The following is a 15610-nucleotide window of genomic DNA, read 5'->3' on the forward strand; positions in this document are numbered from 1 at the left end:
ACAATACGCGCCTTTGCGCGCGTCAGGAGAATATATGAGCGGACAGCATACCGCTTATCTCGGATTGGGAGCGAACCAGGGCAACCGCCTGGCCAACCTGTTGCAGGCCCAGCAGTACATGCGGGCCAGAATGACCATCGAAAAGACCTCCTCGTACTACCAGACCGAACCCATGGGGTACGAGGACCAGCCAAAATTCCTGAACATGGTCTGCCGGGTCACGACCGAGCTCGGACCCGAGGACCTGCTGCATTTCCTCAAGCGCATCGAACGGCGCATGGGCCGCTGGCCGAGCTTCCGCAACGCCCCCCGGACCATCGACATCGACATCCTGCTCTACGACGACCTAATCCTCGAGAGCGAGGAGCTGACCATCCCCCACCCGAGGATGCACGAACGCGCCTTCGTGCTCGTGCCCCTGTCGGAGATGGAGCCGGGGCTGGTCCATCCCGTCCTGGACAGGAGCGTGGAGACGCTTTTGGGCGGCCTGCGCCATTGGGGCGTGGCCAAGCAGTGCATGCGGCCCCGGCCGACCCACGACGTGCAGCAGGAAAAGCCCCGCGTGCCGGTCTGCCTGAGCCGGGTGGGCGTGACCAGCCTGCAGCGCAACGTCCGCTTCGGAAACGGCGAGGGCTCGGAGCTGTTCCAGGCATCCCTTGACCTGTTCGCGGACCTCAACTCCGACCAGGCGGGCGTGCACATGTCCCGCTTCAGCGTGGCCACCGAGGAACTGGTCCACAACCTGACCCGGGTGCCCACTCCGGACATCGAGTCCCTGGCGGGCAACCTGTCGCGACAGATCCTCAAGGACCAGGGCGCGGTCCGCTCCGAGGTCCACATCACGGCCCGCTCCCCCCTGGGCAAGATCACCCCGGTGTCGGGCAAGTTCACCGAGGAGCTGTACAACCTGATCGGCATCGCCTCGAGCACGGCCGAGCGGACCCGCTGCATCATTGGCGTGACCGTGGAGGGCATGACCGTGTGTCCCTGCGCCCAGGAGATGGTCCGGTCCAACTCCAGGGACATCCTGCTCAAGGAGGGGTTCACCGAGGAACAGGCTGAGCGCGCCCTGAACGCCATCCCCATCGCCTCCCACAACCAGCGCGGCCTGGGCACGCTGCTCATCGGCTCGGACGTACGCGTGCGCGCCGAGAGCCTGGTGCACATCATCGAAGCCTCCATGAGCTCCGAGACCTACGCCATCCTCAAGCGGCCCGACGAGTTCTTCGTGGTCAACAAGGCCCACCGCAATCCGCGCTTCGTGGAGGACGTGGTCCGCGAAATGCTGCGCCTGCTGGTTGACACCTTCCCGGACCTGCCCGACGATACATTTGTCCTCGCCAGGCAGGAAAATCTCGAGTCGATCCACAAGCACAACGCCTTTGCCGAGCGCTTCGGGCTGATGTGCGACATCCGGCGCGAGCTGGCGGGCGAAGGCGTCAACCCCATCCGTCCCATCAGCATGGACGAATGGCTGAAATCCTGACGGAGGCGGCATGCACAGTTTGAAAGTCGACAGCGGGCACCTGAACTTCAGCGCGGCCCATTTCATCACCTTTGCGGGCAAGTGCGAACGGCTGCACGGGCACAACTACGCGGTGGAGGTCCAGCTCGAGGGCGGACTGACCGGCGACGGCTACGTCTACGACTTCGTTGAGCTCAAGCGCACGGTCAAGACGCTGTGCGACACCCTGGACCACCGGTTTCTGCTGCCCACGGGCAACGGCCAGTTCACGGTCACGCGCGCGGACGGCGAGGTGGAAATCCGCGTCCGGGACCGGCGCTACGTCTTCCCGGAACGGGACGTCCTCGATCTGCCCGTGGCCAACATCACCGCCGAATACCTGGCCCAGTACCTGGCCGGGGAGCTGTTCAAGACCCTGTCCGGGTGCGACAACATCTCATCCGTGCAGGTGGGCGTGGAAGAGGCCCCGGGCCAGGCGGCCCGTTTCCGCATTGAGACCGGACGCCAGGGATAGGGGCCGACCTTTCGGATGCCATCCCCCAGACAGACATACCTGTTCGTGACCGGCAAGCTGGCGGCCAGGGCGTTGACCGACGTCCTGCGGGCCATGGAGCCGGATTTCGACTACGAGGTCAGGATCCTCAACTCCACGGTGGCGGCCCTGATGAACACCGGCTGGATCGCGGACCGGCTGGGCGAGACCGGCGGCTTCGACGCGCTCGTCGTGCCCGGCCGCTGCCACGGGGAGATCGAAACCATCGAGAGGAAGACCGGGATCAAGGTCCTGCGCGGCCCGGACGACCTGAACGACCTGCCCCGGTATTTCGGCAAGGCCGGGAACCCGCCCGATCTGTCCAAGTATCACACCCGCATTCTGGCCGAGATCGTGGACGCCTACCGCATCGGGCTGGACGCCATCCTGGCCCGGGCCGCCTATTACCGGGACAGCGGCGCGGACTGCATCGACCTGGGCTGCCCGCCTTCGGGCGGGTTCCCGGGCGTGGGCGAGGCCGTGGCCGCGCTCAAGGGTGAGGGATACCGGGTCAGCGTGGACACCTTCGACCGGGAGACCATCCTCGAAGCCGACAGGGCCGGGGTGGACATGCTCCTGTCGGTCAACTCCGCCAACCTCGAAGTCGCAAGGGAGATCAGAGCCAAGGTGGTGGTCATCCCGGATTTCGGCGAGGGGCTGGGTTCCCTGGAACGCAACGCCGCGAAACTCGACGAATGGGGCGTCCGGTACGTGCTGGACCCCATTCTCGACCCCATCGGCTTCGGCTTCACCGACTCCGTGGCCCGGTTCCGGGACGCCCGGCGCAACCACCCCGAGGCCGAGATGCTCATGGGGCTGGGCAACCTGAGCGAGCTGACCCACGCGGACACCACCGGGATCAACGCGGTGCTGGCCGGGGTCATGGCCGAACTTTCCATCGACTACGTGCTGACCACCGAAGTCGCCTTGCACGCCACGGGCGCGGTGCGGGAGCTGGACCGGGCCCGGCGCATGATGCGGTACGCCGTGGACAACCGGGTCCTTCCGGTGAACCTGACCGACGACCTGCTGACCGTGAAGGACGCGGTCCGCCCGGAGTTCAACGACGAGGAGCTGGCGGCCATCCACGCCCAGGTCAGGGACCGTAATTTCCGCATCTTCGTCTCCCGGGGGGAGGTCGTGGTCTTCAACCGGGATATTTTTCTCCGGGGCACCGACACCCAGGCCCTGTTCGAGGCCATGGGCATCGACGACCCCGGCCACGCCTACTACATCGGCCGGGAACTGGAGCGGGCCGTGACCGCGGCCCGGCTGGGCAAGCGGTACGTGCAGGACAATCCCCTGCGCTACGGCTATCTTTCCGAACCCGGGAAAGCCTGACCGGAGGAAGCCATGGGTTGTCTGTCCTGCGCGGGATTCGTCAAGGAGATGGGGGGAGCCACCCGGCTGGCCCTCAAGGAACCGCTGTCCGTCACCGTTGAGGCCGACTGCCTGGCGCCGGAATCGCTGGCGGGCAGGAACATGCACGAGATCGCCGCGCTGCCCGTCGAAATCGGGCCGGACAAGGCGAACCTGGGTGACGTCTTCACCATCGAGCCGGGCCTGACCGAGGACGTCATCCTGGAGGGCGACCTGTCCAGGGTCAACGGCATCGGCAGGTCCATGGGCCACGGCAGGCTGACCGTCCTGGGCAATGCGGGCGCGCATCTCGGGGCGAACATGCGGGGCGGGGAAATTCTGGTCCAGGGCGACGCCGGGGAATACGCCGGGGCCCAGGCGACCGGCGGCTTCATCCGCATCCGGGGCGACGCCGGGGGCCGGGCCGGGGCGCTCTACCCCGGACGGACCAAGGGGGTCGACGGGGGCAGCCTGCTGATCGAGGGCCGGGCCGGGGACGAACTCGGCGCGGGCATGCGGCGCGGCCTGATCGCGGTGCGCGGCGATGCGGGCGATTTTGCCGGGGCGCGCATGCTCGGCGGAACCATTTTCATTTTCGGGAAGCCGGGAGACCAAGCCGGCACCGGAAACCGGCGCGGCACCATCGTGGTCCTGGGGGACTACGCCGGGCCGCCGCCGTCCTATGTCCTGAGTTGCACCTATTCCCCCACCTTTCTGGACTGTTTCTACGAGCGGTTCAGGCAGTGGGAATGGGACCTGCCCGGCGGCGTCGAATCCGGGCCGTACCGCCGTTTCATCGGCGACAAGAACGTGAACGGAAAGGGGGAAATCCTTGTCTTCACCAAGTCTTAACGAATGCGCGTGCGGCGTCATCCGCTCCATGGCCGACCGGGCGGACAGCCTGAACGTGATCGAGATAAAACTGCCCAACGGCGCCACCGTGGTGGACGCGGGCATCAAGGCGACCGGCTCCCTGGAGGCCGGGCGGCTCATGGGCGAGGCCTGCCTGGCCGGATGCGGCTCCGTGGGCTGGACCGAAATCCATTTCGGCGACGAAGTCCACCCCGGCGTGCGGGTGGTCGTGGACCGGCCCAAGGCGGGCTGCATGGCCTCCCAATACGCGGGCTGGGCCGTGAGCCTGGACGACGACGGCGCGGGCTCCCCTTATTTCGCCATGGGCTCCGGGCCCGCCCGAGCGCTCTACGGCCATGAGCCGATCTTCGAGCACCTGGGCTATGCCGAAAGCGCGGACGAGGCCGCCATCATCTTCGAAGGGAGTAAACTCCCCACCGAGGCCGTGGCCGAAAAGGTCGCCCGGGATTGCGGCGTGACCCCCGAGAACCTGTGCATGCTCATCGCGCCCACGGCCTCCCTGGCCGGTTCGGTGCAGATCGCCGCCCGGGTGGTGGAGACCGGCCTGCACAAGCTGCACGAGCTGGGCTTTGATCTCGACGCGGTCCTGTCCGGTTACGGGACCTGCCCGGTGCCGCCCGTGGCCAAGAGCGACCTGCGGGCCATCGGCCGGACCAACGACGCGGTCCTGTACGGCGGCACGGTCTGGTACGCGGTGGACTGCGAGGACGCGGACGTGGAGCGGATCATCGAACGGGTCCCGTCCTCCTCGTCCAAGGATTACGGCACCCTGTTCTACGACCTGTTCAAGCGCTACGACGGCGATTTCTACAAGATCGACCCCATGCTCTTCAGCCCGGCCAGGGTGATCGTCAACAACGTCCGCTCCGGGCGCGTCTTCACGGCGGGCAGGCTGGACGGCGAAATGTACATGAGGTCGTGCGCATCATGAAGGCGGTCATTCTCGGCAAGAACGGGGGCAGGCACACGGTCATGCTCCAGGAGGCCCTGGCCGCGCGCGGCGTGAACGCCCCCTGCCTGGCCATCAACCGGCTGACGGCCCGGCCCGGCCGGGACCCGCTGGCGACCTTGGCGGGCAAGGGGCCGGACGACCGGAGCCTGGCCGAAGCGGACGTTGTCTTCGTGCGCTGCGTGCCCGGCGGCTCCCTGGAGCAGGTCGTCTACCGCCTGGACATCCTGCACAACCTGGTGCTGGCCGGGAAATGGGTGGTCAATCCGCCCACGGCCATCGAGCGCGGAGTGGACAAGTATCTGGCCCTCGGCCTGCTGGCCAAGGAAGGGCTGCCCGTCCCGGCCACGGTGGTCACCGAGCGCGTGGACGAGGCCCTGGCCGCGTTCGCCGAACTGGGGGGCGACGTGGTGGTCAAGCCGCTGTTCGGGGCCGAGGGGCGCGGCATGAACCGGGTGCAGGACCCGGACGTGGCCTACCGCGTGTTCAAGGCCCTGGAACTGGGCGGATACGTCTATTATCTCCAGGAATACATGGAGCACGACAACGAGGACATCCGCCTGTTCGTCATCGGCGGCGAGGTCCTCGCGGCCATGCGCAGGCAGGGGACGACCTGGAAGACCAACATCTCGGTCGGGGCCAAGGGCGTGGCCCTTACGCCCGACCGGGAGTTGGCCGACATGGCCGTGCGCGCGGCGGCCGCCGTGGGGGCCGACTACGCCGGGGTCGACGTCCTGGTCAGCGGCGGGGAGTACCGGCTGATCGAGGTGAACACCATCCCGGCCTGGGCCGGTCTCAGGGAGGCGACGGGAATCGATGCCGGAGCCGCGCTTGTCGATTACGTCCTGGCCCGGTCAGGCTAGCCCGGCGTCGGCCTCTGCGTCGGCGGCGGTGATCCAGCCCCGGTGCAGGGCGGTGGCCGTGAGCCCGCCCTTGAGGCCGAGCGCCGCGCCCCGGCGCAGGTCGTCCGGGGAGGCGATGCCGCCGCCCGCAAGGATGGATATGCCCGGGAATTGTTTCGCGGCCGCCTCGAGCAGCGGCCAGTCAGGGCCGCCGCCCGTGCCGACCACGTCCAGGGTCAGCAGGATGAAGGTGTCGAGTCCCATGTCCACCAGGCGGGCCAGCCCGTCCAGCGGGTGCAGCCCCCGGAGTTCCGGGGCGTCGGTGAGCACGGCCCCGTTGCGCACGTCGAGGCTGGGCAGTACCCTGTCCCTGCCCGCGGCCGCGATCATCTCGTCGAGCATGGACAGGGAGGGCAGGGTCTCGGTGCCGAGGATGGCGCGGCCCACGCCGAGTCCGGCCAGGGCCAGGACCTCGTCCGGGCCGGACACGCCCGCGTCGACGATGAACTCCACGGGCAGGGACCGGCAGAGTTCGCGCAGCACGTCCCGGTGCCAGGGACGGCCCTGGATGGCGTCGAGGTCGGCAACGTACATGGTCCGGCAATCGCTGACCCGCATGAGGGCCCGGGCCACGTCCAGGGGGGCCGAAGTGGCGACGATGTCGCTTTTCACCGGACGGTATATGGACCGCTCGCCGCGAATGGCGGCCACGGCCTCCCCGTTCAACAGATCGATAACCGGAATGATTTCCATAGGTGCTCCAAGATGAATCTGTTCGTGTTCGAATATTTCAGCGCCGGGGCCATGGCCGGGACCCCGCTCGCGGCGAGCGCCACCCCGGAGGGTCAGGCCATGCTCAACGCGCTGCTGCGCGACTTCACCGTTCTGCCCGGCTGCCGGACCATGACCTGCCTCGCGCCGGGCATGCTCGTTCCGCATGCGCACGAGGTCGCGGTGGTGTCCGGCGACTGGGAAGCGTCCTTTGACGACCTCGCCGGTCGCGCCGACTACGCCCTGGTCATCGCCCCGGAGGCGGGCGGCCGCCTGGCCGACCTGAGCCGCAGGGCGCAGGGGGCCGGGGCCAGGCTTTTGGGCAGCTCCCCGGAGTCGATCCTGGCCGCTTCGGACAAGGGGGAATGCGCGCGCCTTTTTCGCCAGGCGGGCATTCCCGCTCCCGAGACCGTACCGGTCACCCGGGAGACCGTGGGCGCGGCGGCCCGGGAAATGGGTTTCCCGGTGGTGGTCAAGCCTGCTTCGGGCCAGGATTGCGACGGGGTCAGCCTGGTCGCCGGGCCCGAGGACCTGGACCGCGCCCTGGCCCTGCTGGAAGGCCGTGAAGACTGGCTTTTGCAGCGCTACCAGCCGGGCGTCAACGCCAGCGCGAGTATATTGGTTTGCGGCAACGATGTCACGCCCCTGAGCCTGAACGGGCAGCGCATCGAACCCGGCATCCCCTTTGCCTACAAGGGGGGAAGCACCCCGCTGGACCACCCGCAATCCGAGGCGGCCCTGGACCTGGCCGCGCGCGCGGCCAGGCTCTTCCCCGGGCTTGCGGGCTTCGTGGGCCTGGACATGGTTCTGACCGACGACGGCTGCATGGTCATAGAGATCAATCCGCGCGTGACCGTGGCCTATTCCGGGGTGTCGCGGTCGCTGGACGCCAACCTGGCCGAGGCCATTCTGAACGCGGCGGCGCACGGCGTCCTGCCCGAACGGTTCGGGCCCGGACGCCGGGTGGAATTCGACAAGGGAGGCAGGGATGTCTGATCGGATGGGAATTCTCGGGCTCGACATCGGCGGGGCCAACGTCAAGGCGGCCCGCCTGGACCGTGACGCGGACGGGACCACGGCCAAAACCGCCAGCGCCCCGCTCGAGGTCTGGCGCGATCCGTCGCTGCTGGCCGGGGAACTGACCGCGCTGGGGCGCAGGCTCGACGCCGGGACGTGCTCGCATGCGGCCCTGACCATGACCGCCGAGCTGTGCGATTCCTTCGCCACCAAGCGCGAGGGGGTGAACTTCATCTGCGGGGCCGTGCACGAGGCCTTTCCCGGCCTGGCCACTTCGGTCCTGGACGTGACCACGGGCGAGTGGGTCCGGCTGGACCGGGTCGCCGACCATCCCCTGCATTTCGCGGCCAACAACTGGATGGCCTCGGCCCTGTACGCGGCCCGGACCCACCCCGACGCCCTGCTCATCGACGTGGGCAGCACGACCACGGACATCATCCCCCTGGCGGGCGGCCAGGTGGCCGCCGTGGGCCGGACCGACACCGAGCGGCTGGATCGCGGGGAACTCGTCTATTGCGGGGTCCTGCGCAGCAACCCCAACACCCTGGTCCGCACGGTCCCGGTGCGCGGCTCCCTGTGCCGCGTGGCCGACGAGCGTTTTTCGTTCATGGCCGACGTCCACCTGCTCCTCGGCAACATCGCGGAGGCGGACTACACCTGCGCCACGGCCGACGGGCGCGGCACCACCCCGGAGGCGGCCCGCATGCGCCTGGCCCGGCTGGTCTGCGCGGACGGCGAGACGCTTTCCATGGCCGACGTGGTCTGCATGGCCCGGGCCGTGTATGAGGCGCAACTGTCCGGCGTGACCCGGGCGGCCCTCCAGGTCCTCTCCGGCCTGGACGAGGCCCGGCGGCCCGGCCTGGTCCTGGCCGCGGGCAGCGGGGCGTTCGTGGCGGCCGAGGCCGCGGCCCGGCTGGGCATGGCGTCCGCCTATTATCCGGGCGACCCCAAGCGGCGGCAGGAAGTGGTCCTGCCCGCCCTGGCCGCCGCGCATCTGCTCTCCCTGGAGATCTGGCCGTGAACCTGACGGTCCTCAAAGTGGGCGGCAGCCAGTCCCGCCACGACGAACTGCCCGCCCTGTGCGCCGTTCTGGCCCGGGCCGGGAAAGACCATCCCCTGCTGGTGGTCCCGGGCGGCGGGGATTTCGCGGACGGGGTCAGGCGCTGCGCGGCCCGCTATCCGCTGTCGGATACGGCCGCCCACTGGATGGCCATCCTGGCCATGGACCAGTACGGCCTGCTTCTTTGCGACATGATCTCGGGAAGCCGCCCGGTCCGGTCTCTGGACGAGGCGGCGACCGCAGCGGGCGAGGGACGGGTGGCCGTGCTCCTGCCCCATGACTGGCTGCGCGGCGAGGACCCCCTGCCCCATTCCTGGGACGTGACCTCTGACGCCATCGCCGCCTGGGTGGCCGGGCGGGCCGGGAGCGATCGGCTGGTCCTGGTCAAGGACGTGGACGGCCTGTACGACGCGGACCCGGCCGCGCCCCACGCGCGGCTGATCGGGGAAATGGACGTGGACGCCCTGCCGGGCAACGGCGGGGTGGACCGGTATCTGGCGCAAGCCCTTGAGGAGGCTCCATGCGAAACATGGGTGGTCAACGGGCGCTTTCCCGAACGGGTGGCGCAACTTTTATCGACCGGCGCGGCGTTGGGAACGCGGGTACGCGGAAGCTAGGCCGGATTGAGCAGGGCCCGGAGGCGGCGGACGCTCTCGGCGTCCACGCGGCCGCCGGTCCTGTCCCCGCCGCACACGGCGGACCGGAACCCGGCGATGTCCGGCTTAAGCTCGCACAGCAGCGGGGCGTCGGCCATGCCCAGCCTGCCCGCCAGGGCACTGGCCAGGCCGAGCTCTCGGCAACGGGCCAGGAAACGGCCGAGCGGTTCGGGGCCCATGAAGGAAAACAGGCTGTCGCCCACCTTGGCCAGGGTGTCCAACATGCAGCCGTCCGCGCCGCCCTCGGCCGCGGCCACGGCCAGGTCGTCCGGGGATATGGACCCGATGGACGCGCCGTCCGCATAGCCCGCGGCCATGATCCTGATCCGGGGGGCCACCGAGCGGGCTGCCCGGCACACGGCGCGGACCATGTCCGTGCCCTCGGCCAGGGTCCTGGCCCCGAAGAGCCCGACCTTGACGTATTGCACGCCGCAGGACGCGGCCCCGAGGGCGGCCAGGGCCATGGTCCCGGGCAGTTGGGGGGCGTCGCCGATGGCCACGCTTACCGGGCAGTCCGGCGGAGCCGCGGTACGAATGGATCGGATGACCTCGGGCTGGGCGGCCCCCAGGGAGCCTTCGCGGGTGTTCTTGACGTCGAGGATGTCCGCGCCCCCGGCCACGGCTTCGGCGACCTCGCCTTGGGATACGACACTGACCAATATCTGCATTGCTGCCTCGTCTGATGTGTATGGATATTTCTTTCAATAAGATGAATAGTTACGACAAGTCAAAGGAATCATGGGGACCGCATATGACCGACTCTCGACTGCACTCCCTGCGCCCGGGCTGGATCTACGAAGTGGTTATCACCGCCAAGCGCGACGGCGCGGCCACGGCCGGGCCCTTCGGCCTGTGGACCGGCGACGGCGCGACCCTCGAGGCGGCCCTGTTCAAAGGCTCCTCCACCCTCGAGGCCATCCGGGAAAACGGTTGGTTCGTCGCCAACTTCGTGGACAATCCCCTGGACCTGCACGGCGCCCTGAACCGGCGGGACCAGCTTGTCTTCGACGCCGTGTCCGAAGGCGAGGCCGCCGGCTGGCCGGTGCTGGCCGATGTTCCGGCCTGGCTGGGCATGCGCGTGACGAACCTCGAGGACGCAGGCAAAAAGATGCTGCTCACGGCCGAGATCGTGGACGGCAGCGCGGCCGCGCCGGTCAAGCTCATCAACCGGGCCAAGGGATTGTTCCTGGAGAGCCTGGTCCTGTCGACGCGCTGCCGCCTGCTGGGTTGGGCCGCAGTGGACCAGTTGCGCGAAAACGTCCGGGTCATCGCCAAGGTGGCGCCGGGCTCCGGCTATGAAACGGCCGTCAGGGAGTTGCTCGCCAAGGTCGAGGGCGAGTGCTGATTCACTCTTGGACAAGGATTTCCGCGCCCCTGTTGTTGGGTCCGGCCTGCACGACCTTGCCCTGCAGCCCGTGTCCGTCCAGGAATTTCCGGGCGGCCCGGACCACGTCGTCCTCGGTGCGCCCGTCCACCAGTCCGTACAGGCACGGCCCCCACGAGCTTTGGCCCACGCCGTAGGCCCCGGCGGCGAGCAGGGCCCCGACCGCGTCGGCGGCCAGCTTCTCCCGGTACGTCCCGCCCTGGGCCTCCTGGAAAAATCGCCCCGTCTGGGTGTCCACTTCGGTCAGGGCGCGGCCGAAGGCCTCCACATCCCGGTCCACCAGGGCGGGCAGCATGTTCAGCAGCACGGTCCGGCAGATGGCGTCGGTGACGGCGCGGGTATCGCCCAGGTCCCGGAACACGGCCTTCTCGCTCTTGCCCGACAGGCCGGGGCCCAACGAGGGCAGGAAGAGCACGAACCGCCAGTCCTCCGGGAAATCGTGCCGGACCAGCACGCTGGACGGGGTGATGACCTCGGGCCGTTCCAGGTCCGGGTGCCCGCCGTCCAGGATGAACCCGCCGGACTCGAAGGCCGCGATGCCGACCCCGGAGCGCAACCCCCGGTCCATGGCTCCGGCCGCCTCGCGTATGTCATGGCCCAGGCCGTGCAGTCTGAGCAGCGCGGCCGCCGTGGCCAACGCCGTCTGGGTGCCGGAGCCCAGGCCGGAATGGCGGTCCACGATCTCCTCGACCGTAAGCCGGGCCCGCCATCGGACGCCGTAATGCCCGGCCAGCCGGTCCGCGTACCCGCCGACCTGCTCGGCGCGCGGGCCGTGCACGGAAAAATCCTCGGCCGGTTCGGCCGTTACGCGCGTAAAGGGCCTGTCCAGCCCCACCCCCACGCTGCCGTAGACGTTGCCCAGCCCGGGGGTCAGGTTGGTGAAGCCGAAATGGAGCCGGGCCTGGGCGATGACCGTGACCTTCATGGCGCGCCTCCGGGAGCCCGGCCGAGCTTGTCGGCCAACAGCCGCTTGAGGGCGTCCAGGCCGTCGAGCACGTGCAGGCCGTCGATGGCCCGGATCCTGTCCACGTTGGCCACGTCGATGTCGCGCACCTTCAGGGTGAACGAGGTGCCGTCCGGCAGGGTGGTGGTGGCGCTGCCGGGCTTTTGGTCCACGGGCAGGAGGTAGGTCGGGGTTTCGCCCTTGCTGATCTGGGCCACGCAGTTGGTGATCAACGTGTCGGCGATGCCGTGGGCGATCTTGGCCGCGCTGTTGGCGGTCAGGGGGGCGACCAGGAAGAAGTCGTATTTTCCGACCTGCATGGGGCCCGCGAGGAAGGGGGTGTTGGCGTCCTTCTCGACATGCACCCGCCGGGCGAAGGCGTCCAGGCGGTCGGACAGCTTGTACCATTTGAGCACCGTCCCGGCGGCCTTGGACAGAATCACGGTGACGTCCGCGCCGGGCTGCCGGGCCACGTCCTCCATGATGTCGAAGAGCTCCGGCATCAGGTCGCCGGCGCCGGTGATGCCCCAGACGATTTTCATTCCATCCTCCCTGGCGTTGCCGGGGGGCTCCTGCCTCCGGTCCTGCCGACCGGACGGGAGCGCCCGCCGCGTGAGCCCGAGGAAGGGACTGTCCGGCCCCGGCCGCTTTGTCCGGGAGTTTCTCCCAGCCCGGCGGACGGGTGCGCCCTTTTCCTCGTATTTGCATTGCAACAGAATGCGATGGGGCTGTAAAGTAGGTACTTTTCGCCCACTAGTATCCTTTTGGTAATTACCCATTCCACCGGCGGGTGCCCGCCTGTTCCGGCATAGCGAAAAGTCGTCCGCATTGGGCGTCAATACACGGATTTGGCACCGGATTTTCCAACAAATCGGGCCGCCGGAAATACTTTTTTGGACGATTCGGGCCTACGAGTTCATTTTTTGGCTGAATTACGGTCAAAAGTTCAATTTGACCTTGCAAAACAATGCCCGGGATTTTATCCTTGGAGCGCTAAATAGAATGGGTTGCGGCCGATCCCGGTGATCGGAAAACCATAGAAGCGTTCCGCCCTCCTCGTGCGGCGATTGCGGGGGCGGGACAACCATTGAAAGCACGCCGCGTTTCAAGGCGTGCCGGGGAAGTTTTATTGAGGCGGAGGTAGCATATGCCCGATGATAGAACCAACAAAGTCAGTTGTAGCAACTACACGTATGAATTGGAGATTCCGTTTGAGATTTTCTCCGGGAAATGGGTCCCGAGCATCATCTGGAATCTCTCGAAAGAGGACAAACGTTTCGGTGAATTGAAAAAAGCCATGCCCAAGGTGACGCCCAAGGTGCTCTCCCAGCAACTGCGCATGCTGGAGCGCTACGGGATCGTCAACAGAAAGGCGTACCCGGAAGTCCCCCCGGTCGTCGTCTACTCGCTGACCAACATCGGCAAGAAGGCCATACCCCTCTTCGAGAACATGAACGAGTGGGGGGCGGAATACCTGGAAATCAGGGAAACCGGATACCACTGTTGAACAGGACGCGTTTCGCCGGTCACCGGTTCGGATAGCCGCATACGGGACTGACCGACCAACGGTGGCACCGCAGCCCTCAGCCCAGGATTGGGAGACAGGAGCGATTGCGCCATGCATGGCGCAATCGCTCCTTTTTTGTCCCGCCCTGGCAGATAGGGCGAGCCGCGTCTCCACGGTTAGGAGGATGAAATTCCTGGATATGGTCTTCGCCGAGCCGGTGTCGTCACTCCCCGCCGGGCGGGGCGTCGCCGGTGTCCCGGCGGACGGCGTCGGCTTCCTGGCGCAGACGGTCGAGACATTCGCGGCGGTTGTCGCCGCCGGCCAGCACGGTGCAGATCGGATGTCCCGCCGCGATGACCTGTCCGGATTCGGGAATGTCCCGACGTTCCATCCCCAGCCAGGGATCGGTGTCGGGCGCGGTCACGTCCCGCACGGCGAAGACCACGGCCTTGCCGTGGACGCGGGCCGTGTCGCGGTGCGGGGACGGTTCCGAGAGCGGGGACAGGTGGGCGGAGAATATGCTCTTCCCGTGCGCCGATTCCATGAGTTCCGCCGAGGCGGGGGGACGGGGATTCACTTCGATCAGGATCGGATCGCCGACGGGCGGGATCACGAAGTCCAGGCCGTTGACTCCCCGCAACCCGAAATGAGCGGTCAGCTTGTGGGCCGTCTCACCGACCCATTGGCCGAGTCTGCCATTGCCGGCCTGCGGTTCGAGCGGATAGAGGTTGCCGCAATACCGGTACCCGGCCGCGCCGAAACGGCCGAGCCCGATGAGCTGTTCGCTGATCCCCAGGACGCGGCAGCGCGCGCCGTCGGCCTCGAAGACCGCCGAGGCGGCCAGGCCGTGGACCCGCTGCTGGAGATACCACCCCCGTTCCGGGATTCCGCCCTCCCAGGGCCGGATGGAATGGCCGCCGCCGCTCTTCACGGGCTTGAGCAGCCAGTCGCCGGTTCCTTTGGAGGCGGTGGGGACTTCCGCTTCCGCCAGGGTCGGCGGCATGGCCACCCCGGCCCTGCGGCAGAACGCGGCCAGGCCGGTCCAGTCGCGGACCCTCCTGAGGGTGTCCGGACGGTTGCCGATGATCGGCCTGTCCCCGGCGAGCCGGGCGACCAGGTCCGGATGGTTCTCCAGGCTGGCCACATAGGCCAGCGCGTCGTACTCGATCCCTTGCGCGAGGTCGGCCAGGGCCGAGGCCTCGTAGGATTCGCAGCCCGCGCCGCACATGCTGACCTTGGGAGCGCCTTCCGGCATATCGCGGTCGCCGAAAAAGTCCAGGCAGGCCACGTCGTGCCCCGCCCGAACCGCCGACTGCGCCAATGCCCGCACGCTCACCCCGGCCAGCAGAATCCGCACGCTAGATCATCTCCTTGGCCACAGCGTAGACCTCTTCGGCGTCGAAGACCATGTCGTTGCGCATGAAAAGGCGCTTGATGCACTCGCGGTGGACTTTCATCTTCAGGTTGCCGATGCCCAGCGCGCCGTAGACCAGCTTGCCGTCCACGTCCTCGCCGTCGAAATGGGCCTTGGTGCCCTCGATGCCCAGCGGCGGCACCGCGTTGATGTCGCCCAGGCGCAGAAGCGTCGGGTTGGCGGTCCAGGTGTCGGAGCCCAACAGCTGGATACCCGCCGCACCGGCGCAGAGCACGGCGTACGCGCCTTCCAGCACCGCTTGGGCCTGCGCTTCGTCCCCGACCTCGGCACCCGAGATGTTCACGTCGAAGCGCGCGTTCACTTCCGCGCAGGCCTCCTCAACGCGGTCCATGCGCCGGGAGGTCAGGACCACGTCCGCGCCCTCCATGGCCATCAGACCCGCCGCGCGCTTGCCCACCGGGCCGGTCCCGGCCAGGACCACGCACTTTCTGCCCTTGAGCCCGTCGCCGCCGCACAGCTTGGCCACGGCCGCCGCCGCGGTGGTGTTGCAGCCGTTGGAGTCGAGCATGACCGAGACGCGGACGTTGCCGAAAAAGCTCTCCTTGGCGGCCTTGAGCATGGCTTCGCCCAGGACCACGTCGGAACCGCCGATGAACGCGGCGGAATTCTTCAGGTCGTCGCCGCCCCGCGTGAACATCAGGCCGTAGACCTGGTTGCGCACGTCCGCAGGGGCCACCCCGCTCTGCTGGAACAGGGCGTCCACGCCCGCATCGTGCGCCACCACGGCGTCGAACACGCTGGCCTGCGGGTCGCAGTCCATTTGAAGCAACAGTTTCTTTTTCATTCTTCCCTCTTCTCTTTTACGCCCCATGGGGGT

The 15610-nt window shown here is 68.0% G+C and carries 17 protein-coding genes; 11 read left to right on the forward strand and 6 right to left on the reverse strand.

From position 1 onward, the window contains the following. Window positions 1-34 precede the first annotated feature (34 nt). The 6 genes from mptA to BerOc1_RS04415 are packed head-to-tail and all read left to right on the forward strand — an operon-like array spanning window position 35 to window position 6041. Entirely contained in the window at window positions 35-1486 is a 1452-nt protein-coding gene (gene mptA / locus BerOc1_RS04390; RefSeq protein WP_071544531.1) for a GTP cyclohydrolase MptA, read from the forward strand. Between the two features lie 10 nt (window positions 1487-1496). Then, window positions 1497-1979, forward strand: coding sequence for a 6-pyruvoyl trahydropterin synthase family protein (locus BerOc1_RS04395; RefSeq protein ID WP_071544532.1), 483 nt, complete (start codon window positions 1497-1499; stop codon window positions 1977-1979). Between the two features lie 15 nt (window positions 1980-1994). Continuing rightward, the gene (locus tag BerOc1_RS04400; protein ID WP_071544533.1) at window positions 1995-3338 is read left to right on the forward strand and encodes a DUF6513 domain-containing protein; all 1344 of its coding nucleotides are present in this window, start codon (window positions 1995-1997) and stop codon (window positions 3336-3338) included. Between the two features lie 12 nt (window positions 3339-3350). Then, complete coding sequence (locus tag BerOc1_RS04405; protein WP_084641080.1) at window positions 3351-4208, forward strand: formylmethanofuran dehydrogenase subunit C; 858 nt, start codon at window positions 3351-3353, stop codon at window positions 4206-4208. Continuing rightward, window positions 4189-5160 carry a methenyltetrahydromethanopterin cyclohydrolase gene (mch, locus tag BerOc1_RS04410; protein ID WP_071544534.1) on the forward strand — a complete coding sequence of 324 codons (972 nt, stop codon included), beginning with the start codon at window positions 4189-4191 and terminating at the stop codon, window positions 5158-5160. The genes BerOc1_RS04405 and mch overlap by 20 nt, the downstream gene beginning before the upstream one ends. Further along, window positions 5157-6041 carry an ATP-grasp domain-containing protein gene (locus tag BerOc1_RS04415; protein ID WP_071544546.1) on the forward strand — a complete coding sequence of 295 codons (885 nt, stop codon included), beginning with the start codon at window positions 5157-5159 and terminating at the stop codon, window positions 6039-6041. The genes mch and BerOc1_RS04415 overlap by 4 nt, the downstream gene beginning before the upstream one ends. On the opposite strand, the gene BerOc1_RS04420 is transcribed toward BerOc1_RS04415, so the two are convergent. Continuing rightward, on the reverse strand, window positions 6033-6773 hold the full coding sequence (locus tag BerOc1_RS04420; protein ID WP_071544535.1) for a HisA/HisF-related TIM barrel protein: 741 nt from the start codon (window positions 6771-6773) through the stop codon (window positions 6033-6035). The two genes, BerOc1_RS04415 and BerOc1_RS04420, sit on opposite strands and share 9 nt — an antisense overlap. 12 nt (window positions 6774-6785) lie before the next feature. On the opposite strand from BerOc1_RS04420, the gene BerOc1_RS04425 reads away from it, so the two are divergent. Genes BerOc1_RS04425 through BerOc1_RS04435 form a run of 3 tightly spaced genes read left to right on the forward strand, consistent with a single transcriptional unit; the run spans window position 6786 to window position 9485 of the window. Then, on the forward strand, window positions 6786-7787 hold the full coding sequence (locus tag BerOc1_RS04425) for an ATP-grasp domain-containing protein (protein ID WP_071544536.1): 1002 nt from the start codon (window positions 6786-6788) through the stop codon (window positions 7785-7787). Next, entirely contained in the window at window positions 7780-8829 is a 1050-nt protein-coding gene (locus BerOc1_RS04430) for a hydantoinase/oxoprolinase family protein (RefSeq protein ID WP_071544537.1), read from the forward strand. Before BerOc1_RS04425 ends, BerOc1_RS04430 begins: the two co-directional genes overlap by 8 nt. Beyond that, window positions 8826-9485: an amino acid kinase family protein gene (locus BerOc1_RS04435; protein WP_084641084.1), complete on the forward strand. Its 660-nt coding sequence runs from the start codon at window positions 8826-8828 to the stop codon at window positions 9483-9485. Before BerOc1_RS04430 ends, BerOc1_RS04435 begins: the two co-directional genes overlap by 4 nt. On the opposite strand, the gene BerOc1_RS04440 is transcribed toward BerOc1_RS04435, so the two are convergent. Beyond that, window positions 9482-10192, reverse strand: coding sequence for a (5-formylfuran-3-yl)methyl phosphate synthase (locus BerOc1_RS04440; RefSeq protein WP_071544538.1), 711 nt, complete (start codon window positions 10190-10192; stop codon window positions 9482-9484). The genes BerOc1_RS04435 and BerOc1_RS04440 overlap by 4 nt on opposite strands. 83 nt (window positions 10193-10275) lie before the next feature. Here BerOc1_RS04440 and BerOc1_RS04445 point away from each other — a divergent pair, with 83 nt between their 5' ends. After that, the gene (locus BerOc1_RS04445; RefSeq protein ID WP_071544539.1) at window positions 10276-10869 is read left to right on the forward strand and encodes a DUF447 domain-containing protein; all 594 of its coding nucleotides are present in this window, start codon (window positions 10276-10278) and stop codon (window positions 10867-10869) included. Window position 10870: 1 nt separating this feature from the next. Here the strand turns inward: BerOc1_RS04445 and BerOc1_RS04450 are convergent, their stop codons facing one another. Both BerOc1_RS04450 and afpA read right to left on the reverse strand, forming a co-directional pair. Next, window positions 10871-11833 (reverse strand): beta-ribofuranosylaminobenzene 5'-phosphate synthase family protein, encoded by a 963-nt coding sequence (locus BerOc1_RS04450; RefSeq protein WP_071544540.1) that lies wholly within the window; start codon window positions 11831-11833, stop codon window positions 10871-10873. After that, window positions 11830-12393: an archaeoflavoprotein AfpA gene (gene afpA, locus BerOc1_RS04455; protein ID WP_071544541.1), complete on the reverse strand. Its 564-nt coding sequence runs from the start codon at window positions 12391-12393 to the stop codon at window positions 11830-11832. The genes BerOc1_RS04450 and afpA overlap by 4 nt, the downstream gene beginning before the upstream one ends. 605 nt (window positions 12394-12998) lie before the next feature. On the opposite strand from afpA, the gene BerOc1_RS04460 reads away from it, so the two are divergent. Then, window positions 12999-13358, forward strand: coding sequence for a winged helix-turn-helix transcriptional regulator (locus tag BerOc1_RS04460; protein WP_071544542.1), 360 nt, complete (start codon window positions 12999-13001; stop codon window positions 13356-13358). A 223-nt stretch (window positions 13359-13581) separates the two neighbouring features. Here the strand turns inward: BerOc1_RS04460 and BerOc1_RS04465 are convergent, their stop codons facing one another. Next, a complete protein-coding gene (locus BerOc1_RS04465) occupies window positions 13582-14715 on the reverse strand; it encodes an ATP-grasp domain-containing protein (protein ID WP_071544543.1) in 1134 nt (377 codons plus the stop codon). A 1-nt stretch (window position 14716) separates the two neighbouring features. Next, complete coding sequence (locus BerOc1_RS04470; RefSeq protein ID WP_071544544.1) at window positions 14717-15577, reverse strand: NADP-dependent methylenetetrahydromethanopterin/methylenetetrahydrofolate dehydrogenase; 861 nt, start codon at window positions 15575-15577, stop codon at window positions 14717-14719. Between the last annotated feature and the right edge of the window lie 33 nt (window positions 15578-15610).

The sequence above is a fragment of the Pseudodesulfovibrio hydrargyri genome (genome assembly GCF_001874525.1).
Lineage (GTDB): Bacteria > Desulfobacterota > Desulfovibrionia > Desulfovibrionales > Desulfovibrionaceae > Pseudodesulfovibrio > Pseudodesulfovibrio hydrargyri.

What these genes read in the sequence shown, in the direction of transcription:
- mptA (WP_071544531.1), top strand. Translation starts at nt 35, where the DNA reads ATGAGCGGACAGCATACCGCTTATCTCGGATTGGGAGCGAACCAGGGC.
- BerOc1_RS04395 (WP_071544532.1), top strand. Translation starts at nt 1,497, where the DNA reads ATGCACAGTTTGAAAGTCGACAGCGGGCACCTGAACTTCAGCGCGGCC.
- BerOc1_RS04400 (WP_071544533.1), top strand. Translation starts at nt 1,995, where the DNA reads ATGCCATCCCCCAGACAGACATACCTGTTCGTGACCGGCAAGCTGGCG.
- BerOc1_RS04405 (WP_084641080.1), top strand. Translation starts at nt 3,351, where the DNA reads ATGGGTTGTCTGTCCTGCGCGGGATTCGTCAAGGAGATGGGGGGAGCC.
- BerOc1_RS04415 (WP_071544546.1), top strand. Translation starts at nt 5,157, where the DNA reads ATGAAGGCGGTCATTCTCGGCAAGAACGGGGGCAGGCACACGGTCATG.
- BerOc1_RS04420 (WP_071544535.1), bottom strand. Translation starts at nt 6,773, where the DNA reads ATGGAAATCATTCCGGTTATCGATCTGTTGAACGGGGAGGCCGTGGCC.
- BerOc1_RS04425 (WP_071544536.1), top strand. Translation starts at nt 6,786, where the DNA reads ATGAATCTGTTCGTGTTCGAATATTTCAGCGCCGGGGCCATGGCCGGG.
- BerOc1_RS04430 (WP_071544537.1), top strand. Translation starts at nt 7,780, where the DNA reads ATGTCTGATCGGATGGGAATTCTCGGGCTCGACATCGGCGGGGCCAAC.
- BerOc1_RS04440 (WP_071544538.1), bottom strand. Translation starts at nt 10,192, where the DNA reads ATGCAGATATTGGTCAGTGTCGTATCCCAAGGCGAGGTCGCCGAAGCC.
- BerOc1_RS04445 (WP_071544539.1), top strand. Translation starts at nt 10,276, where the DNA reads ATGACCGACTCTCGACTGCACTCCCTGCGCCCGGGCTGGATCTACGAA.
- BerOc1_RS04450 (WP_071544540.1), bottom strand. Translation starts at nt 11,833, where the DNA reads ATGAAGGTCACGGTCATCGCCCAGGCCCGGCTCCATTTCGGCTTCACC.
- afpA (WP_071544541.1), bottom strand. Translation starts at nt 12,393, where the DNA reads ATGAAAATCGTCTGGGGCATCACCGGCGCCGGCGACCTGATGCCGGAG.
- BerOc1_RS04460 (WP_071544542.1), top strand. Translation starts at nt 12,999, where the DNA reads ATGCCCGATGATAGAACCAACAAAGTCAGTTGTAGCAACTACACGTAT.
- BerOc1_RS04470 (WP_071544544.1), bottom strand. Translation starts at nt 15,577, where the DNA reads ATGAAAAAGAAACTGTTGCTTCAAATGGACTGCGACCCGCAGGCCAGC.